Raw genomic sequence first — 24,473 nt, forward strand, 5'->3', positions numbered from 1 at the left:
GTCGGTGAGTTGCTTCGTGGGGAGCCTCGCGGAGTCGCCGAGTACGCGCGCCAGCTCGATCGCGTTGTTCGGTCGCCCGGGGGCGACCGGGGCCCCGCCTACGTTGATCGCCTTACCCATCAGAGCATCTGCTCCATCGTCAGGGCCACGCGCATGAAGTCTTCACGCGCCTTCAGGGCCGTACCCGACATCTTGTACTCGGTGACCAGAGTGCCGTTCTCGTAGGCGTGCTCGTGGATGGTGTACCGGCGGATCGGCTCTGCGACCCGCGGGTAGTTCCGCTCGTCAATCCACGCCTTGACCTTGTTGAGCTGCGCCTCGAACTTGTCCTTGCCGGGGTCGTGCATGTTGATCACGACCAGGAAGGGGATGCCCCGCGGCTTGAGTACGCGCTCGATCGTGTACTCGCACTCATCCCAGGTGATCTTTGACGGGGTGATCGGGACGATCGCCAGGTCGGCGACCTCCAGCACCTCGCGTAGCGCGTCGGCTGTCCGGCTCTCGCCGAGCGGGTCGGCCCCCCAGTCGGCGTCAGGATCGACGTCCAGGAAGCCGGGGGTGTCAACGATGATCCGACGCCGCTCGGGATCGTTGATGATGCTGGGCAGGATGTCCAGCTTGCTCTTGGTGACGACGAAGTCGAACGGGAGGGCCTCCTCTCGTACGCCCGCGCACCACTTCTCCAGGGTGCCCTGGACGTCGATGCCGGCCGCGACGACGGGAGCGCCTGCGGACTCGTCCGCGTTGGACATCACCGCCGACCGGCCCGCGCACGCGGCCGTGTTGACGGCGATGGTGGACTTGCCCGCGCCGCCCTTCTGCTGGATGACGACGATCACTTTCGCCGTTCTGGCGACTGCGTGAGCGGCCGTGTCGATGGCCGTTGAGAGGGTTGTGGATGTACTCATTCCGAGGCCTTCCGTTGATTTCACCGCGCGATGGGCGGTTACTCGGATCGCGCACAGCTTGCCAGACGTTTGGGGTGGCGACGTGCATCAAGCCTTGCCGGAATGAATAAGGGCGTTCGAGCGAAATCGAACGACTTAGAAACAGTTGTTTCTACTCTCAGGCCTCGTCGGGGATTTCGGGTTGCCTCGCCGCGGTGGCGCGGTCGATTGCGGCGCGGATCAGGTCTCCGGTGGTGATGACCTGAGCGCGGAGTCGGTCGCGGATCTCCAGCGCGGACTGTGGTGCGGAAGGGCGCCCGGCGGCGGACATGAGGGCGAGTTCGGCGGGGACGCCGTCGCGCTCGGCTTCCCGTAGCGCCACGTCGACCCCGTCGCCCCAGCGGTCGGCCCAGTCCTGGAGTGCTTCGACGGCTTCCTTGCTGGTCCAGTACGCGGCGCGGCGGACGGTGTCGCCGAGGCTGTATGGCAGGTTCACCGACAGGCGGTCGGTGTAGCCGCCGTCGCCCATGGGTGCGCTCGGTGGGGTGCCCCACGGGCGGCCCGGTGTCTCGATCGCGCCTTCCGGGGGCTTGGGCCACTTGCGGTCCATGCCGCGGGCGCGCAGCTCCTCGCGTACGGCGCGGGTCACGATGTCGTCGCGGGTGCCGCTGAACTCGCCGGTGCGTCGCATCCGGGCGACCCGGGCCCGGATGTCGCTCCGCACGGCGGCGGCCGCGCGCCGCGACATGCCGGGCAGGATCAGCTCCTTCCGGCGTGCGGCGATCCACTCTTCCTCGCGGTCCCGCTCGGCCTTGCGGAGCGTGTTGAGCGCCTTCAGCGCGTCCTCGGTCACGGCCACGTGGAACTTCATGCTCACCTTCGCCATGGAGGAAATGTAGCCAGATAACCGCTGGGACCAACGGCGGCCCTGGGACGGGAGGTTTGTGTCGGGGCGGGAACTTAAATCGGTTGCTTCTGAGTCGTTATGGTCGTCAGGTAGGGATCATGTACGTCTGCCGCCGGCCGGGTGGTGCCCGGTGCAGGCGGCGCGGGATGGGCCAGCGCCCGCCCGCTGGAGCGACGGGGGAGTAGCGCGCATGACGAACAGCCGCACCGATCACCAGCCTTACGTGCAGGCCGTGGTCGCCGAGATTGAAGACATCGGCTTGACCGTCGCGGGGCACGCCGTGACCGGCCGCCCGCCGGCGGTCCGCACGGCCGTCGTCACGCTGGAGGTGCCGGACAGCGGTCCGTACGCCGACGAGGACGATGACCTCGAACTGGTCTGGGACGAGGCGTATGGCTGGGTGCTCCACCTGCCCGCCGAAGCCGGTACGAGCGACTGGTTCATGGGCGAGGACCTGGTGCCCGCGCCCGGGCGGGTCGCCCGCTGGGTCGACATGGTCCTGTCGAACCCGGGCCTGACGCCGAGCCGGGAGGACGGGCCGCAGCGGCTGCCCGAGAGCGACGACGAGGCCTTCGAGACGCGCCTGTCGGCCTTCGCCGCGTCGGCCTGACGCGCTCGCTGCCCTCCCGACCGCCCGCGGGCCGTCGGCGCTGAGGCTGCGCCGGGCCCCGCAGCTTGGAGAACGACATGTCCAACCCCGTCGAAACCCCGGTCGCCCCTGCCCCCGAGCCCGGTCCAGGCGGCCGCCTCGGGCCGATCGGGCGGGCCCGCGCGAGCCTGACGGCGATCGAGACCCTGCTGCGGCTGCGCACGGACGAGGCCGCGCCCACCCCGGAAGACCTCGCCGCGCTGCGGCACTGGCCCGGCTGGGGGCCGCTCGCCCCCGCCCTGGCGGAGAACCGCGAAGGAACCTGGGCGGAGATCGGCGAGGAGCTGCAACGCCTGCTCTCGCCGCGCGAGTACCGGCAGGCCGAACAGGGCACACCGACCGCCTACTACACCCCCGACCGGATCGCCGAGGCCTGCTGGACGGCCCTGCGTGATCTGGGCTTCCGCGGCGGCCGCATCCTCGAACCCGGCTGCGGCGCGGGCACGTTCATCAACCACACGCCCGACCGGATGCCGGTCGAGTGGTTCGGTGTCGAGCGCGACCCGACCACCGCGGGCATCGCCGCCCTGCTGCACCCGGACGCGCAGATCATCAACGCCCGGCTCCAGGACGCCGGACTCCAGTCGAACAGCGTGGACGCCGTCCTGGGCAACGTGCCGTACGGCAACTTCCAGGTCCACGACAAGACCGCGCCGAAGGCGGTCACCGACTCGATCCACAACTACTTCATCTGGCGCTCGGTGCAGGCCCTGCGGCCCGGCGGCGTCGCCATCCTGTTGACCTCCCGCTACACGATGGACTCCGCGGACGACACCGCCCGTCGTGCCATCGCCAAGCACGCCGACCTGCTGGGCGCCGTGCGTCTGCCCAACGGCGCGCTCGCCGAGGGCGGCACCGGCGTCCTCGCCGACATCCTCATCGTTCGCCGGCGCGACACCGACGGCCCGCTGGACGACAGTTGGATGGAAGTCAGCGAGATCCCGACGGTCTCCGGCCAGTACGCCAACAACTACTTCCTCCAGCACCCGGAGAACGTGCTCGGTGAGTTCGAGCAGGGGCGGGCCGCGCAGTACGGGCACACCCTGGCGGTGAAGCCGCCCGAGGGCCAGGACCTCGCGGCCGCGCTCGGTACCGCCTTCGACGGCATCACCGCGGCCGCCCGCGACGCGGGCCGCGACTGGCGGGTCGCGGTCGGCGCGCAGCCGTTCACCGAGGACACGCTGCCCTTCCCCGTCCGCGAGGACGGACGCAAGGAAGGCTCCTTCCACCTCGTGGACGGCAAGGCGCACGAGGTGGTCGACGGCGAGCTGGTCGCGGTCGAGCGCGCGGGCAAGGAACTGCCCAAGCTCATCGCGCTGCGCGACGCCACGGTCAAGCTGATCGAGGCGGAGACCGACCACGACACCCCCGACGCGCAGCTCGACCCGCTGCGCGCCGAGGTCAACCGGCTCTACGACGCCTACGTCCGGGCGCACGGCCCGATCAACCGCTTCACCCTCGCCGAGGGGCAGGTCGATGAGGAGACGGGGGAGAAGGCGGTCAGCCGCCGCTACCCGCGTCTGGGCGGGTTCCGCCGTGACCCGGACGTCGTCTCCGTCCTCGCCCTGGAGGACTTTGACGACGAGACACAGAAGGCGGACAAGGCCCCGCTGCTGCTGCGCCGCGTCAACCGCCGGATCGAGCGGCCCACGTCGGCGGAGACGCCGGAAGAAGCGCTGTCGCTCTGCCTCAACTTCAAGAACAAGATCGACGTCCCCACCATCGCGCAGCTCCTCGGGATCGAGGAGGCGCAGGTGCCCGGCGCGCTCGGGGAGCTGGTCTTCCCCGACCCGGACAACGGGGAGCTGCTGACCCGCGGCGCGTACCTGTCCGGGCCGGTCGTGGACAAGCTGGAGCGCGCCGAGTTCCTGCTGTCGCAGGGCCGCGAGGACCTCCAGCGGCACGTCGACGCCCTGCGCGAGGTGCAGCCCGAACCGCTGGCGCCGGAGGACATCAAGGCCAAGCTCGGTGCCCCGTGGATTCCGGTGGAGGACGTCACCGCGTTCGCCGAGGAGATGCTGGGCGTACGGGTCGACATCCTCCACGTGGCCAAGACGGCGACGTGGAACGTCGACATGCCGATGACGATCCCGGAGGCCGCGACCAGCGAGTGGGGCACGGCCCGCGTCAACGCCTTCGAGCTGCTCGACCTCGCGCTGAACGGGCAGGCCCCGAAGGTCTACGACACCTTCCGCACGCCCGACGGCGGATCGCGGCGGGTGCGCAACGACAAGGAGACGATGCTCGCGGAGTCGAAGATGACGGCGCTGATGCGCCGCTTCGCGAGCTGGGTGTGGGAGGACCCCGACCGGGCGGAACGCCTGGCCGCCGACTACAACCGCATCTTCAACTCCACGGTCCTGCCCAAGCACGACGGCTCCCACCTGACGGTCGACGGCATGGACCCGGAGTTCAAGCCGTACGAGCATCAGTGGGACTTCGTCCAGCGCGTGCTCAGCGCGGAAGAGGGCTCGCTGTGCCCCTACCCGGTCGGCGCCGGCAAGACGGCCACGATGTTCATGACGGCGGTCAAGCTCAAACAGCTCGGCCTGGTCAACAAGCCGATGATCGTCGTCCCGAACCACCTGCTGGAGCAGATCTCCCGGGACGGCAAGAAGCTGTTCCCGAACGCCAAGATCCTCATGGCGGGCAAGAAGGACCTCGCCGACGCCCGCTCGCGCATGCTGTTCGCGGCCCGGTGCGCCACCGGCGACTGGGACGCCATCGTCATGACGCACAACTCCTTCGGCCGCCTCGGGGTCCACCCCGTCACCGAGGCCACCTACCTGGAGGAGCTGGCCAACGAGTACCGCGTCGCGCTGAGCGCGATCGACGGCGACGACGCCAACCAGCGGCGGATCAAAGAGATCGCCAAGATGGTCGACCGGTTCGACGCCCGCGCGTCCGACCTGCGATCCAAGTCCACCGACGCCGGTGTCACGTACGAGAACCTGGGTGTCGACTTCATCCAGGTCGACGAAGCGCACCTGTTCAAGAACCTCGCCCTGCCGGCCACGACCGAGGGCATGTCGCTGGGCAAGCCGTCCAAGCGGGCCACCGACCTCGACCTGAAGCTCATCGTCACCCGCGAGCGCACCGGCCGGGACAACGTCACCGCCCTCTACAGCGGCACGTTCATCTCGAACTCGGTGCGCGAGATGTACGTCTTCAAGCACTTCACGATGCCCAAGCGGCTGGAGAAGCTGGGGGTGGGCAGCCCCGACGCGTGGGCGGCGAACTTCATCCAGTTCGAGTCCCGGCCGGAGGTCGGGGTCGACGGCGTCTCCTTCCGCCTCAAGCGGCGTCCGGTGGAGTACACCAACGCCGACGAGGCGCTGGCCATGTTCGCGGAGGTCGCGGAGCTGCGGCCGCGTGAAGCGTTCAAGATCAAGCGGCCCAAGCGCGTTGACCGCTTCGTGGAGGTCGAGGCCACCCCGAACCTGGTCCAGTACGTCAGCCACATCTCGGGCCGCATCGACCTGATCCAGCAGGGCAAGGTCAAGCCGTTCGAAGACAACATGCTCAACGTCATCACGGACGGCCGCAAAGCCGCCCTGGACCTTGAGCTGGTCGGGATGGAGCCGGACGGCCCGGGCAAGGTCGGGGCCGTCATCAGGAACGTCCTGGAGATCCACGAGCGCACCAAGAACCTGAAGTTCCCCGGCTATCCAGACGACGTCTCCGGCGGCCTCCAGCTCCTCTTCTGCGACCTGGGCACCCCGAGCAAGGAACGCGGCAGTCAGGTCTACGGCAAGATCCGCCGGGGGTTGATCGACGGCCTGCCAGAGGAAGGGCTGCCGGGCATCCCGCGCGAGCGCATCCGCTTCATCCACGACTACAACAGCGACCTCGCCAAGGAGCAACTGTTCACCGACGCCCGCTCGGGCAAGGTGTCCGTCCTGTTCATGTCCTCGGAGAAGGGCGGGACGGGCGTCAACGTCCAGACCCTCGGCGTCGCGCTCCACCACGTCGACCCGCCGCACAAGCCCGCCGAGTGGGAGCAGCGTGAGGGCCGACTCGACCGCCCGGGCAACCTGCTCATCGACCTCGACATGGAAGTCGAGTTCCTGCGCTACATCGCGCTGAACAGCTTCGACAGCTACATGTTCCAGCAACTGGAGCGCAAGCAGCGGCCCATCGTGCAGATCATGTCCGGCCGCAAGGTCGGCCGTGTCATCCAGGAGATCGACCCCGTCGGGGCGGGCTTCGGGCAGGCCAAGGCCGTCGCCACGGGCAACCCGATGCTGCTGGAGCTGGCCGACGTCAACGGCGAGCTGACCATGCTCCTCAACGATGCCGACGGCCACCGGCAGGCGCAGTCCCGCATGAAGCGCAAGGTCGAAGTCCTCTCCGACCAGATCAGCGAGGCGGAGCGCACCCTGCCCGCCATGCGCGCCATGGCCGACGCGATCACCGCCGCCGGGGACGACGACACATGGCGCACCGCCGACGGCCGCCTCATCGACCCCGACGACGTCGCCGGCGTCCTCGCGCAGACCGCACAGGGCTCCAAGCCCACCCTCGACCTCGACGCGGGCTACCTCTGGCGCGGCCTGAACGTCGGCCTCACCTGGCACCGGCGCCAACAGTTCGGCGGCATGGCCTACGAGGGATGGGCGCACCTGGTCGGCGGAGGCCACCAGGTCGACGTCCGCCTGAACTTGAGCTGGTTCGGCAAGGGCCAGTCCTGGCGCATCGTCAAGGCATTGGAGGAGGCCGCCGACGAAGCGGTGACCGCCCCCGCCGAGATCGAGCAGAAGACCGCCAAGCAGCGCGCGGCGCTGGAGGACACCCGCTCCCACATCGGCCGTCCCTTCGAGAAGCACGCCGAACTGGAAGCCGTCCGCGAGCGCAAGGCCGCCCTGGAGGAGCAGATCTCGGGCGCCGCCATCGCCTCCGGCCGCGAGAGCGGGTCGGGCCCCCAGTTCGACCCGGGCGCCGCCGCCGACGGCGGCCGCGAGATGACCGAGGCGGAGATGGCGATGCACGACGCCACCGCCATGGCCGGGATGCTCGGCGGCACCGCCGTCGTCATCAGCGACGGCCAGATCATCGGCGGCGCCCGCGTGGTCGACCGCACGGACGTGGACCTGGGGACACCTGATCTGACCGATCCGCGCCAGTGGGACGAAGCTGTCCGTGCCTTCACCACGGCCGCGGCCGCCGACGCTGACGTACAGGCATGGGCGCAGATCGACGCCAACGAGGGCGAGCCGTTCCGTGAGGGCTTCGCCGGATGGGCACAGGATTGGGCCCTGGAGCGCGCCAACCTTCCCGAGAACCGTCCGACGTGGCTGCGCGCCTGGCTCGACCCCGAAGGGGCCGACACACGCCGGGCCATCCTCGCCGAGGCCGCAGGGATCGCGTGGCAGCAGGCCCGGGCCGCCGCCGAACCCGAAGAGGCGCCACCCGCCCCGCAGGACACCCCGGCCCCGACCCCCGAGCCGGAGCCGGTCCCGGAGCCCGCGGAATCCGCCGCGCCTCCCGCGCCCCCGCAGGCCGGGCCGCAGGAACCCGCGCCGGCCGCACCGGAGGCGCCGCAGGCACCCGCCGAGGACGCGACGGAGCCCGCCCCCGCCCCGGCACCGGCGCAGACGCAGACCGACGTCGGGCAGGCGCCCTTGCAGGACCCGGTCGACGCCTTCGGCGGCCGCATCATGGTCGGCCACATCGGCGGCCCGCAGCCCGCCCGCACCCACCAGTCCGCCGGGTGGGCCATCATGGCGGTCCTCAGCGACGACCAGGTGCGCGGGCTGGTCAGCGCCGTCGCGGTCGACGGCCAGCCGGTCAGCATGGAGCCCGGCGTCATGCCCACCGACCGCGTACGGGAGTGGATCGCCGAACAGCAGCAGACGCCGACGACGGCCTTCTACGCCTCGACCAGCAGCGAGTTGCCGCCCGCCCTGCGGGGCGACGGCGACGTCCACCTGTCGACCCGCGCGGACGGGCTGACCATCGAACAGGGCGACGTCACCACCACGATCCTGTGGGAGGAACTCCCGGCATGGATCGACGCCGCGGTGGCGCACAACACCGCCAACCGCGACCCGTTCAAGCCGTGGTGGCGGTACGGGAACCTGTCCGCAGAGATCCACTTCCGTCGCGACGACCGCAACCAGGCCATCCGTACCGCGATGGACGCTCTGGCCGACGCGCTGCGCGAGACCGTGCCCCCGACCGACGAACAGCTCGCCGAGGCACGCGACCGGTACGCCCCGCCGGCGGCCGCGGCCGCGGCCGCCACGACCACGGACCCCGCGGCCGACGCCGAGGACGCCCCCGCCGAGGAGAGCGCGCCGGAGGAGTCCACGCAGCAACTCCCCGAGACCGCCTCGCCGGTCCCGGGTGCCGAGGGCTACCACTACACCGAGGAAGGCCGCACCGTCCGGCTCTACACCGAGGCGGGCGAAGAGGTCGGCACGGCGAAGTGGAGCTACAGCAAGTACCGCTACCTGGGCGACGTCCAGGGCGACACCGTCCGGGGTACCGAGGACGGCGCCACCGTGGCCAAGCGCATGGCCAACCACCACGCGGTCGTCTACGGCGACAAGGTGCACCGTCCGACGCTCGATGACCAGGGCCGTGACCCGGTCTGGATCTTGCACAATGGCTCCGACACCCTCGTCTTCGGCGTGAGCCCGGAGGACGACACCGCGAAGGCGGCGATGTGGACCGGCGGCGGCTTCAAGGAGTCCCGCAAGGTCGGCGGCTGGTACCTGCCCCGCACCTGGAAGGAACCGACCCGCAGGCAGCGCGTGGACGACGCCGTGCGCGTCCTCGCGGCCGCCGGGCGCACCGTCACGGTGCACACCAGCCGGGCGGAGCGGCAGGAGCCTCCCCAGCGGCCCGCGCGGCTGCCGGAGCTGGTGGTGACGGCGCCGAACCTGGACGAGGTGCCGCAGTTCTTCAACGCCGCCCCGTTCACCGATCAGGACGACCTGGCGGACGTACAGGCGCTGGACGCCGCCTACGCCCGGTGGGGCCAGCACCCCACCGTTCGGGCCTACCTCCAGCAGGACAGCGACGCCCGGCCCGACGGCTTCGGCACCCCGGACAACCCCATCGCCGAACTGCACATCGCCTACAACCGGGCCCGGTTGGCGCTGCGCGAACCCGTTCCCGGGGGGCCGGACGAGATCGTCCGCCGGGTCTACGGCGTGGCCGCCTGGTGCCAGGAACTGGAAGTCGTCGTTGACGATGACCTCCTCGACCCCCTCCAGGACGTGTACGCGGCGGCCCACGGCCTCGCCGCCCGCTCGCAGGCCACCATCGCCGCCCTGACCGCAGAACAGACCGCGGCCGCCGAGGAGACACCCGCGCCCGCCCCGGAGCAGCCGGAACAGGAGGCGCCGGCCACCGCTCAGCCGGAGTCGGGCGCCTCGGACCAGCCGGACGAACCCGCGCCCGCCCCAAGTGAGACCGCCCCCGCGGCCGCCACCGAGGAGCAGGGCCCGGCCGCACCCGGCCTGGCCACCCCGGAACCGCCTGCGGCGCCTGCGCTGGACGCCGACAGTGACCGACTCGCCCTGACCGACCCGACCCTGCGCGGGGCCGCGCTGGAGGCCATGACCGCCGCGGCGCTGGCCGCCCCGCGGGTTGCGCAGGCTGCCCGCGCCAACGACCTCGACAACTTCACCTCCTGGCTGACCGACTGGGTGGACGACTGGGTGACCGAGGAGTGGGCGGACGTCCCGCCGGGCGACATGCCCGACTGGGTGCGCGTCTACTTCCGCGGCGGCGACGAAGCCGTCGGTGACCGCAACGGCCTGTACGCCGAACTGGCGGGCCCGCTCTACGCGCAGCTTCGCGCGACGGAGCCGGAACCGGCCCCTGCCCCCGCGTCCGAAGCTGCCGCTGAGTCTCCGACCGACGTGGCCGTACCCGAGGGCTCCCGCCGCCTGGCGGACGCTGACGCGGAGAAGACCCGAGAGGAGCTGTTCCAGGAAGCAGTCGACGGTCTCTTCACCGGCACCGATCCGCAGCCCGACGCCACGGACCTGGAGCCGACACCCGACCCCGCCGCCCCGGAGCAGCAACTCGGACTCTTCGGCGAGGACACGCCCGCCCCGCAGGAGACACCGCCCGACACCGAGCCCGACGACACGACGCCTGCGGCTGACGAACTTGCCCAGCTCGCCAGAGTTGAGCTGACCGGAGCAGCGGACATCCGGTACTGGATGCACGGGAGCATGCGACCCGGCGAGCCAGAGACGATGCGGTTCCACCTCAACCGTCAGACCCGCTCGTACTCGTTCAGCGAGTCCATCTTCAACGGCACCCGTGACGAGTGCCTGGCGTGGATCGAGTCGGAGGCTGCCGTACGGTCGGCCGCCGAAGCACTGGACCCCGGGGACACGGACGGCGAGCAGCAGGCGGCGGCGCAAGCGTGGCTGCGTGAGGCCGCCCTCGAAGACCCGGCGCCCGATTCTGCCCCGGCGCCCGATCCGGCTCCGGCACCGGCTCCTGCCCCGGAGCCGGAGCCGGAGCCGGAGGCGGCGGACGATGCGGACGAGGAGGAAGGACAGCTCGACCTCTTCGGCGAGGCGGCCCCCGCGCCCGCACCCGCGCAGAGCCCCGGCCGCCGGCGCGGTCGGCGCGAGCCGGAACCCGCCGTCTCACCGGGCACCGAGGGAGCCCCGGACGGACGGCTCGGCGTGTACGGACACGCCGACCACGGCGAGTGCGAGCGCTGCGGAACTCCCGACACCGACCGCTACACCGTGGTGCTGCACTGGATGGGTCCGGACCACGGGGAGATGGCTGCCGAGTGCGGTCCCTGTGTTGAGCTGACCTTGGGACTGTCCTACCAGCAGTACCGGAGCCTCGCCGACGTCGCCGAGGCCCGGCGCGACGGCGTGCGCATCCAGCCGCGGCCCCACCCGGAGGACGACGAAGTCGTCTACCGGCGTACCGCTGAGAACGAGTGGACCAGCGTCCACCGGCCCACCGGTCAGCGCTACCGCATCGCGAAGGAGACCGAGAGCGGATACCGGGGTTTCGTGGCGCGCGACCTGTCCGGCGTGTCCGTGGGTACCGGCGTCTCCGTCAGCTCCATCCGGGAACTCAGCGAACGGGCCGCGCTGGGCCGCACCGCCGAGACCCACCCCACCGACAGCGACGACTGGGTCTACTTCTCGTACGGCCAGGACCTGAAGGAACTCGGCATTCCCGAGGGCGAGTCCGTCACTGCCCGCTCGACCGGGCCCCGCCGGAACCGGGCGCCGCTGGAGCACGGCCCGCTCTGGGACGTCCGCATCGGTGACACCGATTTCACGGTGGAGATGGTCTACCAGCAGGGACTCCCCGGGGACGACGGTCACCGCCTGGCCGTGACGGGCCCCGGGGACACGAGCGCGCGGTACGAACAGTGGCAGAGCGTGCTGGAGTGGGCCCGTGAGCGGGTGCGCGAGGCTGGGACAGAGCGGGCGGCCGCAGTGACCGCGGCGCCGCCGACGGTCCAGCAGGAACCCGCGCAGCCCGACCCCGCCCCCGAGCCGGAGGAAGCCCCGGTCGACGTGCCCGTTGCCGAGACGGCCGCGCCGGTCGACGCTCCCGCGCCGGTCGACGCTCCCGCGCCGGTCGACGTGCCCGTTGCCGAGACGGCCGCGCCGGACGACGCTCCCGCGCCGGAGGGCGCAGCGAACGAGGAACCAGACCAGCCCGAGCAGGAGGAAGCAGTGGCAGGCGAGCCGGAATCCACCGTCGTCGCGCCGGACGTCGCGCCGGACGTCGCGCCGGACGTCGCCCCGGTCGCCGACCCGCCCGCGGAGGACGTCCCTGCGGAGGCACCCGCAGAGGAAGCCGTGCCGGCCGTGGACGTCGAAGACCCGCCCGCGCCCCGGAACTTCACCGAGACATTCCCGCTCCCCGCCGACGCCCGCTACCGACTCCGGCTGACCACGGCGGAGGGCGAGGGCCCCCGCGAGGGTGAGCTGTTGTACGGCGAGGCCACCGTCGCCGCGGTGCGCCTGTCCGCCTCCGGACGGTGGTTCGCCCGGCTGGCCGTCGACGGCCAGCCCGCCGACGTCACGGAACTCAACGGCTCACCGATGGATGCCGCACGTCAGGGCGCGGTGATGTTCGCCGTCGTGACCGGGGAGCCGTACGGCGCCCCGCCGGTCGCCGTCAATGTCCGGGGAGTGCAGTCGCGGGCGGACGTGCTGCGCGTCGAACTGCGTACCGCCGCCGAGCAGCACCTGCGCACCCTCACCCTGGCGGCCGCGCGGGCGAACGAGAACTACGGGCAGAACCCCCAGTTCCAGGCCCTGAGCATCCAGCTCGGGCGCCTCGGTGCCGCCGACGCGGAAGACCACGGCTCGCGACAGATGGCCGCGAACCTCACCGCGGTCCGAGAGGCGGTCATCACCTGGGCGGCCGCGCTACCGGCGGACCCCGCCCTCGATGAGCGCCAGCACCTGGCCTTCCCGCTCATGAGCCTGCTGCACGAGACCACACGCCTGGAGGGACGCCTCCAAGCCACCCTGGACGCGATGGTGGTCGAGCGCGCCGCAGCCCAGGAACAAGAAGCCGCGGCCGCCGCAGCCGCCGCGCCGGCCGAACCCGTCCGCGACGACACCGCGCAGCAGGAGGCCCCGGACCCGACGCCGGAGCCCGCCCCGGACCCGGCGTCCGCCGAGACGGCGGAACCGCCCGAGCCCGCCGACGCCCCCGGCCCGGAGAGCGTTCCCGACGCGACCGACCAGCCTGCCCCGCTCCCCGACGCCCCGGAGGACACCGAGATGGCCACGCCCGCCCGCCCCGCGACACCCGAGAGCCCGGCGGCCCCCGGCCCGGACGGCACCGCCGAGCCGGGCGACGGACAGCCCGCACAGGGTGAAGCCGCTCCGGGCGCCTCCCCGGAGCCGAACGAAGACGTGCCGCCGTGGACCGAATGGGGCGACATGCCGCTGTGGACCGGCCCGGCGGAGACCTCCGGGTCGCAGGAGGACCGCCCCCTCGACGTCGTCGCCGAGTTCGCGGCCGTCCAGGAGGTGTGGGACGAGCACGTGCCCGCCGAGAAGGGCACGGGCGCGGACCTGTTCGCCACGGTGGAGGACGAACTCCAGCGGCTGGAGACGCTGTTCGCCGAAGCCGTCGCCAAGCTGAACCCGCCCGCCGAGCCGCAGACCGCTCCCCAGACGGCGCCCGCCCCGGCGCCGGCCGCCGAGGCGCAGCAGCCCGCGCCCGCCGCCCCGGCGGCCGCGGTGCCTGTCGAGCCGGAGAAGGCGCCGGACCGTGACCCGCAGCAGTCGGCGGACGCGGTCAACGCGGCGCTGCGGGAGACGGACGCCCACACGCCCGCGCTCCAGGACCTGCCGGAGTGGCAGCGCATCCAGAGCGTGCGAGGGGCCTTCGGCCACCTGATGCACGTCATGAAGGAGCGGGCGGGCGAGCACTTCGGCAAGCTCATGGCCGACGGCCGTGTCTCCGACTTCGTACGCCGGGTCTCGATCGCCGCGTGCGAGAAGGTGGCCGGGTGGGCGCAGGGCGCTGCGGACAAGCTGCGCCGCCCGGACGAACGCGGTACGGACAAGCGCGAGGAGCTGCCGAGCGCGGAGGCGCTGCTGCGGCTGGGAGATGCGGCCCTCGAGTATCGCGGACCGCGACGTGCGAGCGGCGGTACCCCGCCGTCCGCGAACGGCGCGGCGGAGCCGGTGGACATCCCGTCGATGCGCAAGATGGGGGAGGCCCTGGCCAAGCCGATGCCCGGGGCCAAGCGCGGCGTGTCCACGGCCGCCGCCCGGGGCCGGTCGACCACCACGAAGCGGGGAGGGAAGAAGCCCGTCACCGGTGGCGGCAGCGAGCAGGCCGGACACCTTCGCCGCGACGGAGCCGAGCAGCCGCAGGCGCGCAAGCCCACCCAACGCTGACCGCTCCGGCCGGAGCCCGGGCGTCCACCGGTCGCCCCCGCTCCGGCCGGGCCCCCGGGACGTGGTCTATCTGGCCAGATAACCCGCGGGCTTTCGCGGTCCCCATCAGGACCTGGTGGCGGGGGTCCGTCGTGATGGTGCGGAACGTCGTGGGGCCCGGGCAACGGCAGCGTGAGGAACTGCTGTTGCCCGGGCCCATGGGGGCTGTTCAGGCGCCGCGCAGCGACCTGGGGGGCGTGACGGGTGCGCCGGTGATGGCGGGCACGGTCTTGGGGTCGCCGGTGAGGGCGGGCCCCTGCGGCAGGGTCGTGCTGGCCTGCCAGTGCGAGACCGACCCCTCTGCCGAGAGGGCCGGGTACACGTACCGCGGACTCCCCGGCACCTTGGTGGTGTTCATCGCGTCCAGCAGCGTCCCGGCGACCACTTCGCCCCGCTCGGGGGCGCACACGGCCGCCTCCTGCCAGACGGCCTTGCCGCTCTCCTCCTCGGCGGGCAGCGTCGTGCACACCATGAGCCTCTGGCCGTGGTCGGTGCTGACCCGCCACCGGCCGCTGAACGCGGCCCCGGAGGTCGGCTCCAGCCGGACACCGACGATGTGGTCGGCCCGCACCCACTGGTCGCCTATCCGGACCCAGGTCGCGGCGAGTTGAGCTGACACGTCCGTTCCTCCTCGTGCGTGAACGGCGCCGGGCGGGCCCTTGGCGGACCCGCCCGGCAGCGGTGTGTTCTGGGAGAGGTTCCTACTTGTCGAACTCGTGCCACGACCCGCACTGCGTGGGCTTGTGGCCGGTCTTGTAGACGCAGACGCGCATCTTGAAGCGGACCCCCGCATACAAGGTCGGCGTCTTCCAGGACCCGCCGTTGTTGGCGACCTTGTCCCGGACGTCGACCACGAAGTAACCGTTCCTCGCGGTGCGGACCTGGGTGATCGCGCTGTACCCGTCCTTCTTGATGTCGTTCGCGTAGACCCGGCCGGTCAGCGCGTTGTAGAAGCCCTCGGCACGTCCGTGCTGGGAGGTCCACCAGCCGGAGCTGTTCGCGGAGGCGGGCGTGGCGGCCAGACCTCCCACGAGACCGAGGCTCAGGGCCGCTACGACCGCGCCGGCCCGGGCGCGCGAGTGCGAGATCAGCCGTGGCATGCCGTGTCCTCCGGGATGCAGGTGTGAACGTCCTCGGCGGCGGTGTGGACCAGGTCGTCCCGGAGCCAGCCGGTCTTGCCCTTGGCGTTGCCGGTGGTCATCTTGACCTTGGTCCAGCTATAGCCGCCCTTGTAGTCCCAGTCCTTCTCCGAGCACTTGTTGCCCTTGTACGCGACGCCCACCGCTGTGGAGCTGGTGGACGGCTTGGAGCGGAGGTTGGCCGCCGACGCCGTGACGTAACAGCCCTTCGCGGCGGCTTCGGCCGTACCGGCGGCGGCCAGACCGGACCCCGCAAGGGCGGCGGTCAGGCTCAGCGCGGTGACGACTCTGCGGATCTGCATGTGCTCCCCCGTCATTTCGAGGCACCCTCACGAATGCCTTTGCTGGTGAAACCGAAATGAATTCAAGGAGCACCGGAGCGGGCCTGTCAAATCTTTTCGCACCGCGCAATGCGTGCCATCTTTTAGGCTTTTCGCACCGCGCAATACTCCTGGATATCGGATTGATTGGGCGGCCCTTTTCGCATGGCGAGTCCACCTCATTTCGCGTCGCGCAATGAAGGGCCGTCCCGCCCGATATGGGGGGAAGTAAAACTATGAGGGTGTTCCGCGTGGCGCATGTAGGGTTGCGGTCACTGGTTCGATTTTTGACCAACGGGGGGTGACGGGGGTCTAGAGGGTCGGGGGCCGTGTTCGACCGGCAACGCCGCGCGGACGCAAGGCCATTGGGGACGACCGCCCACCACCGCGAGCCGGGGGAAGGGCGGCATGCGCGACAAGGGACAGCATGCTCAGCCGCACCACGCAGAAGGAAATTCAGCCTGCCCAAACTTCGCCGGACGACGAACCCGCAGCCCGTACGGGCGGAACGCTGCACGCGCACCGGGTCATGCTCGTCGTCCAGGCATTCACCGCGTTGCCGGGTACCGATCACGGCCCCAGTGAACTCGCTGCCGCCACGGGCCTGAACATCGCCGTCGTCTACCGGATTCTGCAATCCGGGTTCGCCACCTCAATCTTCCTGCGGGTGCCACCCGGCCGCTATCGGCTGGGGCCCGGCGCCGCCCGGATCGGCATGCAGGCCATGGCCACCACTCCCGACGTCGCGGCCGCCAAGCCCGTGCTGGAGCGCCTGAGCCGCACCGTGGACGGTTTCGCCCTGCTGTGGGTGCTCTCGCCGTACGGCGGCCCGCGCAAGGCCTACGCCGCTGGCGTGACGGGCCGCTACGACTTCGAGTCGCTCGGGCTCGGTGTCGCCGACCTGGTGGAGGTCGCCCAGTCCCTGCGCGTCGGCGCCTCGGGCCGCGTGATCGCCGCCCACCTCTCCCCGTTCCTGGTCTCCGCCGTCCTGAAGCAGCCGGTTCCCGCCGGCGCCGGGCCCGGCACGGTGCGCGACGCCGCGGCGTACGCCGCGTCCCTGGCGGAGATCCGCGAGGCGGGCCATGCCGTCTCCCGCGAGGAGGTACCCGGCTGGAGCGCGGTCGCCGCCCCCGTGATGTGGGGCGACGCCGTCTACGGTGCGGTCTCCGTGCTCAAGCCGTCCTCGCTGATGCCCGAGGATCTGGCGCTGCCCGTCGCCGCGACCACCGCGGCCGCCGAACGGCTCACCCTGCTCGTCTCGGGCGAGAGCGACGCGTACCCCGTAGCCGGGTAGCGCCTCGGCACCGATCACGACACAGGGCCGCCCCCGACATCCGGAACAGGATGCCGGGGGCGGCCCTCGGTCGTGTCAGGGTGCGGCGCCACGGGGGGAGCGCCGCACCCTGTGACCAGCGTAGCGACGGCCCGCGCGGTGCGCGCCTGCTTTCCGATTCAGAAACTCCCCTCTTAAGAGGTGAGTTTCTGGGGTGAGTTCTCCGCAATGGGGGAGACGGGGCCTGGCGTTCAGGCTGCGAGGACGTCCCGCAGCTCGCGTACGGCACTCTCGCGGTGGTGCTGCGCGGGGACCGAGCGGTACAGGTCCAGGGCGCGGCGGTGGACGAGCCCGGTGCGGTAGGCGTCCGGGAGCCCGTCCAGCACGGCGACCGTGCGACGGCACGCCTGCTCGGTGTCGCCGTCGTGGTGGACGCACGCGGCCGCGTCGATGGTCAGCAGGGAGCGGGTCATGGTGGAGGTCGGCGCGGACAGCTCCAGCGCCCGGGCCTGGCTCTCACGGGCCCGGCGGGTGTCGCCGAGCGCGGTGAGCGCGTGGCTGAGGTGGACGTGGTGCTTCTGCTCGCCGTGGGTGAGCCAGGTGTCGGCCCGCGCGCCGGCGTCCAGCCGTTCCATGAGCGCGTCGGCGGCCGCGAGCGCCCCACGGGCCTGCTCGACCTGGTGGGAGAGGGCGTAGGCCCGCGCCGCGACGGCGGCCGCGAGGGTCGCCGCGGCGGTCGGCCGGTCCCCGGCTGCCCGCCGGGCCTGCTCGGCGAGAACCGAAGCGGCCTGCGGGGCGCCGTAGTTCAGCGGGACCATCGCCTCGCGGGCCAGGACCCACGCGAGTAGCTGGTCGTCGCCGGACTCCCTGGCCGCCGTGGCGGCGGTGGCGAACCAGCCCCGGGCGTCCTTCCGGGCGCCAAGGTCGTGCAGCACGATCGCGACCATCCCGGCCATCTGCCCGGCGGTACGGCACACCCGGATGCGGGTGGCGACCGGTTGCGGGGTGTCCAGGAAGGGGCGGAGTTCGGCGAAGTCGCCCGCGAGGTCGGCCAGGACCCGGGTCGGCGCCTGCCCGTGGTAGCCGTAGCCGTACGCCTCGGCGGCCGCCTCCAGGTCGGACAGGTCGGCCGGAGCGGTGTCGGCGGCGAGTGCCAGATCCAGCGACTGGCGGGTGTCGGTCAGGGCGGTGAGGGCCGGTCCGGTGAGACCGGCGGCGAAGGCGCCGCGCAGTAGCTGGCGGCGGTTCATGGGGTCGTCTCCATCGTCGGACTCCGGGTGGGGCAATGGGGAGCTGTGCTCCCAGGGTCGCGCAGCAAGGCCCAGAAGGGCACCGGGAATCCGAAGTGCGTCCGCAACACGCTCGATTGTGTCAAGCGCGGTCACCCTCGACCGGCGGCGCGCGATCTGCGAGACCCGGTCGGGCTTCATGCCGCAGGCCTCGCTGATCCGGTAGTAGCTGATCCCGTGCTCGTGGGCCATCGCGAAGACCGCCGGGAAGTCCCGTTCGCGGGCGGCACGGACGAACAGCGGATCATGCAACAGACCGGGCGGCACTTGGGCATGTGACGGCGGTAAGTCGCCCACGAGTCCCCCTCGGTTCTCGCAGAATGACGGAGCGTCAGCGCAGACGATACCCCCGCGGTGGGGCCCCCGTGGTGGGGCTTACCGGCCTTGGCGTGCCCGGCTTGACTGGCGAATGCCCCGGCCGAGCCGTCCAGGCCCGGCCATCGAAGGAGGAGGATCTGCCATGCCGGTTCCCGTCCCGCCCCCGTCCGCTGCGGCCCCGGCCCCGTCCGGCGGTGGTCTGCTGCGCTCCCGGACGGCCATCTCCGCCGCCCGGTCGCGTACCGCCACCCCCTCGGACGGCGGTTCGTCCGGCGTCTCGGACTCGAACGACTGACAAGGGCGGTCAACTCGCGATGACGACGACGTCGATCGCGGCATGCCTGGGCGAGGGGTTCCTCGCCCAGGCACTGCACCGCGACTTCCGCCACTTCCCCGGCGCCGTGGACGTCGCCGGGCTGATGACCTGGGGCGACCTCGACAAGCTGCTGGCCACCCACCGGCTGGAGCCGCCCCGGATGCGGCTGCACCGGGACGGCGCACCGCTTCAGGTCACCGCCTACACCGAGCCGGTCACCACCCGCCGGCACACCGTCTGGCGTCGCCTCCAGCCCAACGAGCTGCACACCCGCCTCGCCGAGGGTGCCTCCCTCGTCCTGGACTCGGTGGACGAGATGCACCGCCCGATCGCCCGGCTCGCCGAGGACATCGAGCGGGTCCTGCGCACCCACGTCCAGGCCAACCTGTACGCGTCGTGGACCGGCATCGAGGGCTTCGGCGTCCACTGGGACGACCACGACACCGTCGTCGTCCAGCTCGACGGCAGCAAGCGGTGGCGCCTGTACGGCACCACCCGCCCGTTCCCGATGCACCGGGACATCGAGACCCCCGCCGAGCCGCCGGCCGATCCGGTGGCCGACCTGGTCCTCAACGCGGGTGACGTGCTGTACGTGCCGCGCGGCATCTGGCACGCGGTCGCCGCCGACCAGGGGACGCGCTCCCTGCACGTCACGTGCGGGCTCCAGACCCACACGGCCACCGACCTGGTGGCATGGGTCGCCGAGCAACTGCTGGGACACGAGGAATGGCGCCGCGACCTGCCCCGGCTGGCCTCGCCCGCCGAACAGGCCGAAGCCCTGCACGGGATGCGCAAGCTGCTGGTCGAACGGCTCGAAGACCCGCGGCTGATCGCCCGGTACACCGCTGCACTGGACGGGAGGGAGCCGGGCCGGATGGTGCCGAGCCTGCCGTACGTCGACGGCGTTCCCGCCGACGGCGACCTGCGGGTGCGGCTGACCACGGCCCGCGCCGTGCTGGAGGTCTCCGACGACGCGGTGACGCTCGCGGCCGCCGGGCAGGCGTACGAGTTCGCCCCGGCCGCTGCATCGGTCCTGCGCCCGCTGGTCGACGGCGAGACGGTGGCCCTGGCCACCCTCGCGGACGCCGCCGACCTGGACGTGGAATCCGTCGCCGGGCTCGTCCAGGAACTCGTCGCCGGGCAGGCCGCGGTCGTGGGGAGCATGCCGTGACGGCACAGCTCGCCCTGGGCACCTACCGGTGCCGGGACATTCCGGAGGCGGCTGCCCGCGCAGTCGCCTCCGGCGCGGAGTGGATCGACACCGCCCCCAACTACGGCACGGGCCGGGCACAGAGCCAGCTCGCCGCCACCCTGGCGGCTCACCCGTCCGTGCGCGTCTCCACGAAGGTCGGCTACTTCACGGCCGCCACCGGGGGCGCCGCGGTGAACGACGGTGTCCTGACCGCAGAAGAAGCCACCGCCGGGCACAGCCTCACGCCCGAGTACGTGCGCTGGCAGATCCGGCGCAACCGCCTCGAACTGCGGCGCGACCGGCTGGACGTGGTTCTGCTGCACAACCCGGAGAGGGCCCACCCGGGGGACCGGTCGGCCCTGTACCGGGCGATCCGGGACGCCTTCACCGTCCTGGAGGAAGAGGTGACGGCCGGGCACGTCGGCGGCTACGGGGTGGCCACCTGGCACGGCTTCGCAGAAGAGGCGTTCTCGGTGCCGCTGCTGGGGGCTCTGGCCACCGAAGCGGCGGGCGGTCAGCACCACCTGGCGGCGGTCCAACTGCCCGTGAGTCTGGTGATGATGTCGCCGATCGAACAGGCCCTGGACGGGCGCGGCCCGATCCGGGCTGCCTCGACCGCCGGGTTGCGGGTGATGGCCTCCGCGCCGCTGCACGGCGGTGAGCTGCCGACGATGGTCGGCCAAGAGCTGGTCGACCTGATCCGGCCCGGCCTGACTCCCGCACAGGCGTGCATCCTGGCGGCGGCGTCATGCCCAGGGGTGACGCAGGTCCTCGTGGCGGCCTCCAGTACGTCACACTGGCAGGAGGCCGCCGACGCGGTCGCCCAACCCCCCTTGGACATCGCCCGATTGCGGGAGATCACTGGTGTACTCGCCTCCGTCTGACCCGGCCACCGAGCAGCGCATGCGCGACCGCCATCGGCGCGCGGCGCAGGCCTTGAGCGTGACCGTGGAACCGGGCGGCGAGTTCTGGGGATGGGCCGGGCGCACCCTCGGTGCCCCGGCCCGCACCGCCGCCGGCCAACCGGTGTGGCTGCGGCTGGTGGCCGCGCCGCAGGAGAAGGCCTCCGGCAAGCTGTGGGATGGCGCCGAGGACGCGCAGCGGATTCTCGGGGACCTCGACGGCCGCCGCCCGGCCCTGGTCGGCCTGCACGACGCCACCGAGGACGGCACCGCCTACCGGGCGGAACTGTCGGTCCGTGTCGGCGAACCGGTGCTCTCCGGCAGTCCGATCCTGCACGAGGACCTCGACCTGCCCGATACCTGGTGGACGGACCTGGCGACCACGCTGCACAAGCTCGCGGCGACCGCCACCGACCGCGTCACCGTCCGCACGCAGTACATGGAGCGGGCCATCCCCGAGTTCGTGGGCATCCCCGCGCCGGACGCGCCGCGCTGGTCGACCGCCCACGGCGACCTGCACTGGGCCAACCTCACCAACCCCTTGCAGGTCCTCGACTGGGAGGGCTGGGGCACCGCCCCCGAGGGCTTCGACTGCGCGATGCTCTACGCCTACTCGCTGCTTCGGCCCGGCACCGCCGCCCGCGTCCGTGAGACCTTCCCCGTCCTGGGCACCCCGGCCGCACTCGCCGCCGAAGCGACCGTGTGCGCCATGCTGCTCCAGACCGTGAGCCGCGGCGACAACCTCGTCCTCGCCGACCCGCTTCGCGGATGGGCGCAGGATCTGCGCCGCCGCCCATCGCCGTGACGGGGACCGCTCACGCGACCTACTGCTCGTCGGCGGCCACCCACAGCATCAGGCCGGTACTGGGCTCCAGCGACTCGATACGCATCCCGGCCTCGTCGACAGCCGCACCCCGAGAGCCGGTCGCGAACCACACCACGGTGATTCCCTGGAGCCTCAGCCAACTGTCGGCGTCGCCGTGGAGGTCGACCAGCTCTCGTTCGAGCAGCAGCCGGAACGAATCCGGTGCCACGCCGATCAAGTCGGCTCCGCCACGCCCGCTCACTCCCTGAGCGAGTTCGCGGGCGCGTGCCGCGCAGGTCTCGACGGCGTTGACGGCGGACATCGCCGGGAAGGCATCCTGCGTGCCGCCGTCGATCTCAAGGAAGGCGCTGCGGGGCATCGGATCGTTCAGGTTCACGGCGACACCGTATCGGCTGCCGACCATCCCAACTGCCGGGTCTCCCAGCGGCCGTCTGCCCTACTCCGGGTTCCGTTGACCGTCGGTGCCGGCCGGAACGGGGCCACTACGCTGCCGCCCATGACCTACCAGAAACACCCCGATGGGGCCGACGAGGCTCCCGAACTGCCTGACGCTGTCGTGAAGATCAGCGATGCGCTGCGGGCGCTTCACATCGACCCCGACGGGGGCGGCGCCATCGAGCGGCCCGCCATCGCGGCCGGGCGACTGCTCGCCGCCGCCGAAATCCTCGCCCGCAGCGTCATGAGCAGCCCGGGGGACCTGGACGGGGTGAAGTGCCTGGATGACCTGATGCACGGCTTCTACGGCATGGTCGTCGCTTTCACCGCCACGATGCCCGCCGGTGCCTCCGCAGCGCTGCGGGGCGCACTCCTGGAGGACCGGCTCCGCCGCGCAGCGCAGCAGGCCGACGTCGCCGGGGAAGAAGCCGACCCGCTCTCCGCCGTGCTGCACCAGGCCCTCGCGGAAGCCGGACGGCTGCGTACGGCGGGCGACGTCCTCTGAGCTGGTGCGCGGACGTACGACGAAGGCCTCCGGGACGTTCCCGGAGGCCTTCGCTGTGTCACTCGCCCTTGACCGCGTACGCGGATCAGGCAGTCTCGGCGTGGACTTGCCGCGCCATGCCTTTCAGGAGATCCACCACGGCCCGGCAGTCCGACAGTGCTCGATGATCCCCGCCGTACAGGGGCTGCCACGCGTAGTTGCCCCAGTAGTCGGACCAGTCGCCGAACCACTCGGAGTACGGCAGCATCACGTCCTCGAACTTCACGGCGGCGAGCCAGGCCGCGGCCTGCTTCTGTGCCCGCGCCACCGCCTGCTCCCGCAGCCCCTCGGGCATGATGCCCGTCGCCGCCACCTGCCGGGCCGCGTCCTGCGCCGCCTGGTCGAGGTAGTGCAGCGTCAGCTCGTGCCGCAGTCGGCCGACGTCGAAGGACTTGTTGTAGATCAGGCAACGTCGCCCCTCCAGGACCTCCCCCAGCCGCGGAAGGACGTCGGCGAACGAGGGGGCGCCCATCGTCATCTGGTTGGTGATCCCGTGAATGTCGGTCGACTCGGCGGGGATCGGCACGCCCGGGTCGATGAGCGTGTCCAGGAGGACGTCCCCGCCCATGCTGTACACGGCCAAGTCCACGATCCTGGCGTCGTCCTCCAGGCCGGTGGTCTCCGAATCCAGGATGACGACTGTCGGATCGTCAACCAGGGCCTGTGCCCAGTCGACCAGTTCGGCGACCCGCCGGCGTCGGTGTTCTTCTGCCTGCCGCTGGGCTTCCTCGTGCGCCCGTTGCCGCTCAGCGCGTTCTCGCGCGTCGCGCTCGGCGCAGGGCGGGCACCACCGGGGCACCCAGCCCACCCGGTGCGTGGAGTCCGCCCGGACGGCGGCGATCTCCTCGTCGGTGGCCGTCACCACGTTGCAGTCCCGGCCCGGGCAGGTACGCCGCCACACGGCCAGCCGCTCAGCCTCGAACTGCTTCTGCAACCGCCACAGCACCCAGCACGGCGTGCAGCGGTCCTGCTCCTCGTTCTGTCCACTCCGGAACGGGGCCAGCGATACACGGTGGCATTTCCAGCAGGTCCGGGCTTGCAGAGCCTGTCGTTCCTGCTGCTCCTGCACCTGGCACGGCCCGCACTGCCCGTACACGACGTGATTGCGCACCTCGCCGCACTTGGGGCACGTCCGGCGGGCGGTCTTCGCAGCCTGCTGCTTCGCCGACAGGGGCCGCATCTGCGCGGCAGCGGCCGGATCGTACAACGGGAAGTTCCCCCACCCGTGGCCACGCCGGTACACACGCACGAACGCCACCGGTTCCTGGCCAGGGGCTGGCTTCAACCGCTGGCTCTTGAGTTCCGTCGTCGTCCGCAGGTGCTGCTGATCCGCTGGAATGTCCCTGCGCTCGTACACGGGCAGGGACTCCGGCTTTGCAGGTACAGACGTGGTCACGAGAACCTCCAGGCGATCGACGGTCGTAGGCACAGCACAGCGCACGGCACTGACAAGCGGGCTCGGGAGCGTGGCCGCTGGGGGCCTTCGCCGGCCCCCAGACCCCCGCTCCCCGCGGCACCGACCGGCGCGGGCAGGAAGAGAGGGGTTGCGCTGGGTACGCGCCGGACG

Annotated in this window: 16 protein-coding genes; 8 read left to right on the plus strand and 8 right to left on the minus strand. The window is 71.8% G+C overall.

Translation table 11 applies throughout. The annotated features are described in order from the left end of the window. Positions 1 to 119: 119 nt before the first annotated feature. Entirely contained in the window at positions 120 to 908 is a 789-nt protein-coding gene (locus ACIRCZ_RS19030) for a ParA family protein (RefSeq protein ID WP_402856074.1), read from the minus strand. A 157-nt stretch (positions 909 to 1,065) separates the two neighbouring features. Next, positions 1,066 to 1,773 (minus strand): hypothetical protein, encoded by a 708-nt coding sequence (locus ACIRCZ_RS19035; RefSeq protein WP_402856077.1) that lies wholly within the window; start codon positions 1,771 to 1,773, stop codon positions 1,066 to 1,068. A gap of 211 nt (positions 1,774 to 1,984) precedes the next feature. Between ACIRCZ_RS19035 and ACIRCZ_RS19040 the strand changes: the two genes are divergently transcribed. Then, positions 1,985 to 2,404 carry a DUF6292 family protein gene (locus ACIRCZ_RS19040; protein WP_402856080.1) on the plus strand — a complete coding sequence of 140 codons (420 nt, stop codon included), beginning with the start codon at positions 1,985 to 1,987 and terminating at the stop codon, positions 2,402 to 2,404. Positions 2,405 to 2,481: 77 nt separating this feature from the next. After that, positions 2,482 to 14,313, plus strand: coding sequence for a hypothetical protein (locus ACIRCZ_RS19045; RefSeq protein ID WP_402856083.1), 11,832 nt, complete (start codon positions 2,482 to 2,484; stop codon positions 14,311 to 14,313). A 208-nt stretch (positions 14,314 to 14,521) separates the two neighbouring features. Here ACIRCZ_RS19045 and ACIRCZ_RS19050 read toward each other — a convergent pair whose 3' ends face one another. The 3 genes from ACIRCZ_RS19050 to ACIRCZ_RS19060 all read right to left on the minus strand — a co-directional run bounded on the left by ACIRCZ_RS19050 (position 14,522) and on the right by ACIRCZ_RS19060 (position 15,808). Then, positions 14,522 to 14,971, minus strand: a complete 450-nt coding sequence (locus ACIRCZ_RS19050; protein WP_402856086.1) for a hypothetical protein — start codon at positions 14,969 to 14,971, stop codon at positions 14,522 to 14,524. An 82-nt stretch (positions 14,972 to 15,053) separates the two neighbouring features. After that, entirely contained in the window at positions 15,054 to 15,452 is a 399-nt protein-coding gene (locus ACIRCZ_RS19055) for a hypothetical protein (protein WP_402856089.1), read from the minus strand. Continuing rightward, positions 15,440 to 15,808 (minus strand): SH3 domain-containing protein, encoded by a 369-nt coding sequence (locus ACIRCZ_RS19060; RefSeq protein WP_402856092.1) that lies wholly within the window; start codon positions 15,806 to 15,808, stop codon positions 15,440 to 15,442. Before ACIRCZ_RS19060 ends, ACIRCZ_RS19055 begins: the two co-directional genes overlap by 13 nt. 430 nt (positions 15,809 to 16,238) lie before the next feature. Between ACIRCZ_RS19060 and ACIRCZ_RS19065 the strand changes: the two genes are divergently transcribed. Then, positions 16,239 to 17,105, plus strand: a complete 867-nt coding sequence (locus ACIRCZ_RS19065) for an IclR family transcriptional regulator (RefSeq protein WP_402856094.1) — start codon at positions 16,239 to 16,241, stop codon at positions 17,103 to 17,105. 230 nt (positions 17,106 to 17,335) lie between these two features. On the opposite strand, the gene ACIRCZ_RS19070 is transcribed toward ACIRCZ_RS19065, so the two are convergent. After that, a complete protein-coding gene (locus ACIRCZ_RS19070; RefSeq protein WP_402856096.1) occupies positions 17,336 to 18,334 on the minus strand; it encodes a hypothetical protein in 999 nt (332 codons plus the stop codon). Positions 18,335 to 18,833: 499 nt separating this feature from the next. On the opposite strand from ACIRCZ_RS19070, the gene ACIRCZ_RS19075 reads away from it, so the two are divergent. Genes ACIRCZ_RS19075 through ACIRCZ_RS19090 form a run of 4 tightly spaced genes read left to right on the plus strand, consistent with a single transcriptional unit; the run spans position 18,834 to position 21,906 of the window. After that, entirely contained in the window at positions 18,834 to 18,986 is a 153-nt protein-coding gene (locus ACIRCZ_RS19075; RefSeq protein WP_402856097.1) for a hypothetical protein, read from the plus strand. 19 nt (positions 18,987 to 19,005) lie between these two features. Continuing rightward, positions 19,006 to 20,178 carry a JmjC domain-containing protein gene (locus tag ACIRCZ_RS19080; protein WP_402856100.1) on the plus strand — a complete coding sequence of 391 codons (1,173 nt, stop codon included), beginning with the start codon at positions 19,006 to 19,008 and terminating at the stop codon, positions 20,176 to 20,178. After that, positions 20,175 to 21,083 (plus strand): aldo/keto reductase, encoded by a 909-nt coding sequence (locus tag ACIRCZ_RS19085; RefSeq protein WP_402856103.1) that lies wholly within the window; start codon positions 20,175 to 20,177, stop codon positions 21,081 to 21,083. Before ACIRCZ_RS19080 ends, ACIRCZ_RS19085 begins: the two co-directional genes overlap by 4 nt. Before the next feature lie 58 nt (positions 21,084 to 21,141). Further along, positions 21,142 to 21,906 (plus strand): hypothetical protein, encoded by a 765-nt coding sequence (locus ACIRCZ_RS19090; protein WP_402856106.1) that lies wholly within the window; start codon positions 21,142 to 21,144, stop codon positions 21,904 to 21,906. A gap of 19 nt (positions 21,907 to 21,925) precedes the next feature. On the opposite strand, the gene ACIRCZ_RS19095 is transcribed toward ACIRCZ_RS19090, so the two are convergent. Continuing rightward, on the minus strand, positions 21,926 to 22,303 hold the full coding sequence (locus ACIRCZ_RS19095; protein ID WP_402856109.1) for a hypothetical protein: 378 nt from the start codon (positions 22,301 to 22,303) through the stop codon (positions 21,926 to 21,928). 120 nt (positions 22,304 to 22,423) lie between these two features. On the opposite strand from ACIRCZ_RS19095, the gene ACIRCZ_RS19100 reads away from it, so the two are divergent. Next, positions 22,424 to 22,867, plus strand: coding sequence for a hypothetical protein (locus ACIRCZ_RS19100; RefSeq protein ID WP_402856112.1), 444 nt, complete (start codon positions 22,424 to 22,426; stop codon positions 22,865 to 22,867). An 85-nt stretch (positions 22,868 to 22,952) separates the two neighbouring features. On the opposite strand, the gene ACIRCZ_RS19105 is transcribed toward ACIRCZ_RS19100, so the two are convergent. Further along, positions 22,953 to 24,302, minus strand: coding sequence for an exonuclease domain-containing protein (locus ACIRCZ_RS19105; protein WP_402856115.1), 1,350 nt, complete (start codon positions 24,300 to 24,302; stop codon positions 22,953 to 22,955). Between the last annotated feature and the right edge of the window lie 171 nt (positions 24,303 to 24,473).

Source organism: Leifsonia sp. NPDC102414 (genome assembly GCF_044765685.1).
Lineage (GTDB): Bacteria > Actinomycetota > Actinomycetes > Actinomycetales > Microbacteriaceae > Leifsonia.

Coding starts and splice junctions, on each gene's coding strand:
- ACIRCZ_RS19030 (WP_402856074.1), bottom strand. CDS start 908: ATGAGTACATCCACAACCCTCTCAACGGCCATCGACACGGCCGCTCAC.
- ACIRCZ_RS19035 (WP_402856077.1), bottom strand. CDS start 1,773: ATGGCGAAGGTGAGCATGAAGTTCCACGTGGCCGTGACCGAGGACGCG.
- ACIRCZ_RS19040 (WP_402856080.1), top strand. CDS start 1,985: ATGACGAACAGCCGCACCGATCACCAGCCTTACGTGCAGGCCGTGGTC.
- ACIRCZ_RS19045 (WP_402856083.1), top strand. CDS start 2,482: ATGTCCAACCCCGTCGAAACCCCGGTCGCCCCTGCCCCCGAGCCCGGT.
- ACIRCZ_RS19055 (WP_402856089.1), bottom strand. CDS start 15,452: ATGCCACGGCTGATCTCGCACTCGCGCGCCCGGGCCGGCGCGGTCGTA.
- ACIRCZ_RS19060 (WP_402856092.1), bottom strand. CDS start 15,808: ATGACGGGGGAGCACATGCAGATCCGCAGAGTCGTCACCGCGCTGAGC.
- ACIRCZ_RS19065 (WP_402856094.1), top strand. CDS start 16,239: ATGCTCAGCCGCACCACGCAGAAGGAAATTCAGCCTGCCCAAACTTCG.
- ACIRCZ_RS19070 (WP_402856096.1), bottom strand. CDS start 18,334: ATGAACCGCCGCCAGCTACTGCGCGGCGCCTTCGCCGCCGGTCTCACC.
- ACIRCZ_RS19075 (WP_402856097.1), top strand. CDS start 18,834: ATGCCGGTTCCCGTCCCGCCCCCGTCCGCTGCGGCCCCGGCCCCGTCC.
- ACIRCZ_RS19080 (WP_402856100.1), top strand. CDS start 19,006: ATGACGACGACGTCGATCGCGGCATGCCTGGGCGAGGGGTTCCTCGCC.
- ACIRCZ_RS19100 (WP_402856112.1), top strand. CDS start 22,424: ATGACCTACCAGAAACACCCCGATGGGGCCGACGAGGCTCCCGAACTG.